We start from the raw sequence: 2,688 nt of genomic DNA, 5'->3' as shown, positions 1-2,688 counted from the left end.
GCCCTCACCGAACCCCTTGATCGACGCGTACACGACCCGCGGGTTGATCTCCCTGATCCGCTCCCAGGGGAAACCCATCCGCTCCACCGCGCCCGGCCCGAAGTTCTCCACCATCACATCCGACCGGCGGATCAACTCGGTCAGGATCTCCCTGCCCCGCCCGGTCTTCGTGTTCAGCGTGACACTGCGCTTGTTGCAGTTGAGCATCGTGAAATACAGGGAGTCCACATCCGGCACATCCCGCAACTGCCGCCGCGTGACGTCCCCGCCCGGAGCCTCCACCTTCACCACATCCGCGCCCAGCCACGCCAGCATCTGCGTCGCCGACGGCCCCGACTGCACATGCGTCATATCCAGAACTCGAATCCCCTCAAGAGCCCTCGTCGTCACAGGTCACCTCGCTTGTCCGTTGGCCTGGAGCGTCCTGGTGGCGCCGATCCCGAGCCCCGCTCGGCACATTGCATACAGTCGACGAATACTGTATGAAGATTGTTATCCCGCATCCGATGGGTGATGTCCAGGGGGCGTGCAGCACTTTTAGACGGGAGCCGAACATGGACCTGTACGAGCATCCGGCCCGCGGACTCCTCGAAGAACACGGCATCCTCCTGCTGAGGGCGAAGGTCACCGACTCGCCCAAGGCGGCAGGGGAGTTGGCCCCGTCGTCGGCACCACCCAAATCGACTGCGTGGCCGCCTTCCAGGGCGACCCCGACACCGAACTCGTCGTCCTCATGAGGGAGATCGACTGCGACGCGGAGGAACGCGCCGCCGCCTGCATACGGGAACACGTCACCAGGCCCTTCGTCGGCTACCTGGCCGGGCTTCACCGCGCCCGAGGGCAGGACCATGGGGCACGCGGGCGCCATCGTGTCCGGGTCGGCGGGCACGGCACAGGCGAAGAAGGAAGCTTTGGAGTCGGCCGGCGTCCAGGTGTAAAAACGCCCCCACCGAGACGGCCCGCCTCGTGCTCGCCCTGCTGGAAGCCGACCGTGACGCCACCCGTGACTGACAGGCCGTAACCGCCGGACCTTCCGGTACCACCGCGTTCATCCATCCCGCCCCCGACTGTGCACCGAGAGCGGAGACACCGAATGGAAGCCACCCTCAACCCCACTCACCTTGTGGTGAAGTCCGGTACGTCCTGGACCGACGCCTGGCAGCGATGCCTCGCCGTCGCCCCCGAGGCGTTCCGCGACGACCGCGTCCTCAACCTCTGGAACTCCGCCTGGCGGGCGGACGGCCGGGCCCTGCCCGCCACCAGCCCCGTCGACGGCACCCCCATCGCCGGCCCGCCGCGCCTGGACCGGGATGCCGCCCACCAGGCCGTACGCGCCTCCCTCGACCAGCACCGCGCCTGGCGCCACATCCCGCTCGACGAGCGTCGCGCCCGCGTCGCGGCCACCCTCGACGCCCTCACCCAGCACCGCGAACTCCTCGCACTCCTGCTCGTCTGGGAGATCGGCAAGCCCTGGCGGCTCGCCCAGGCGGACGTCGACCGTGCCATCGACGGTGTGCGCTGGTACGTCGACGGCATCGAGCCGATGGTCGCCGGACGGGCCCCGCTGGACGGCCCGGTGTCCAACATCGCCAGCTGGAACTACCCGATGAGCGTGCTCGTTCACGCACTGCTGGTACAGGCACTGGCGGGCAACGCGGTCATCGCCAAGACCCCGACCGACGGCGGTGTCGCCTGCCTGACCCTGGCCTGCGCGCTCGCCGCCCGTGAGGGGATTCCCGTCACCCTCGTCAGCGGCAGCGGGGGCGAGTTGTCGGAGGCACTGGTGCGGGCGCCCGAGATCGGCTGTGTCTCCTTCGTCGGCGGTCGCGACACCGGCGCCGCGGTGGCCACGGCCGTCGCCGACCTCGGCAAGCGTCACGTACTCGAACAGGAGGGGCTCAACACCTGGGGCATCTGGAACTACTCGGACTGGGACGCCCTGAAAACCGTCGTCCCCAAACTCTTCGACTACGGCAAGCAGCGCTGCACGGCCTACCCGCGCTTCGTCGTCCAGCGGCAGCTGTTCGACGAGTTCCTGGCCGCCTACCTCCCGGCGGTGCGCACGCTGCGCGTCGGGCATCCGCTCGCCGTCGAGAAGGCCGACGACCCGTACCCGGCACTGGACTTCGGGCCCGTGATCAACGCGGCCAAGGCGAAGGAACTGCACGACCAGATAGCCGAGGCCATTGCCCGCGGCGCCGTCCCCCTGCACCGCGCCGGCGAGGCCGACGCCCGCTTCCTGCCCGGCCAGGACACCTCGGCGTACGTCCAGCCGGTCACACTCCTGGGCCCGCCCCCGTCCTCGCCGCTGCACCACGCGGAGCCGTTCGGGCCGGTCGACACCATCGTCCTCGTCGACACGGAGGCCGAACTGCTGGCCGCGATGAACGCCTCGAACGGCGCGCTGGTGGCCACACTGTCCACGGACGACCGGGCCACCTTCGACCGGCTCGCCCCGCAGATCCGCGCGTTCAAGGTCGGTCACGGCAAGCCGCGTTCGCGGGGCGACCGCGACGAGTTGTTCGGCGGTTTCGGCGCGTCCTGGCGCGGTGCGTTCGTCGGCGGTGACCTGCTGGTGCGCGCGGTGACCCAGGGACCGGCAGGGGAGCGGCTGCCCGGGAACTTCCCGGAGTACCAGCTCATGCCGTGACCGGCGGCCGGGCGGCGTCCGTGCGGGGGCGCCGCCCT

2 protein-coding genes and 1 pseudogene are annotated in these 2,688 nt (G+C 69.9%); 2 read left to right on the top strand and 1 reads right to left on the bottom strand.

Annotated elements, in window-relative coordinates; genetic code table 11:
• The coding region (locus RB628_RS40220; RefSeq protein ID WP_318325600.1) for a CoA transferase at nucleotides 1-390 on the bottom strand (390 nt) is incomplete at its 3' end.
• Nucleotides 391-643: 253 nt separating this feature from the next.
• On the opposite strand from RB628_RS40220, the pseudogene RB628_RS40215 reads away from it, so the two are divergent.
• Nucleotides 644-1,011, top strand: a pseudogene (locus RB628_RS40215) (succinate--CoA ligase subunit alpha); the annotation flags it as partial.
• 82 nt (nucleotides 1,012-1,093) lie between these two features.
• Nucleotides 1,094-2,650, top strand: coding sequence for an aldehyde dehydrogenase family protein (locus RB628_RS40210; RefSeq protein WP_318325599.1), 1,557 nt, complete (start codon nucleotides 1,094-1,096; stop codon nucleotides 2,648-2,650).
• The last annotated feature ends 38 nt before the right edge of the window (nucleotides 2,651-2,688 follow it).

It is taken from the genome of Streptomyces sp. ADMS (assembly GCF_033441795.1).
GTDB lineage: Bacteria > Actinomycetota > Actinomycetes > Streptomycetales > Streptomycetaceae > Streptomyces.
Note: the sequence above shows the minus strand (reverse complement) of the source record. Positions and strands in the feature narration are given on the sequence as shown.

Excerpts from the sequence above, each read along its gene's own strand:
- RB628_RS40210 (WP_318325599.1), top strand. The coding sequence starts at position 1,094 with ATGGAAGCCACCCTCAACCCCACTCACCTTGTGGTGAAGTCCGGTACG.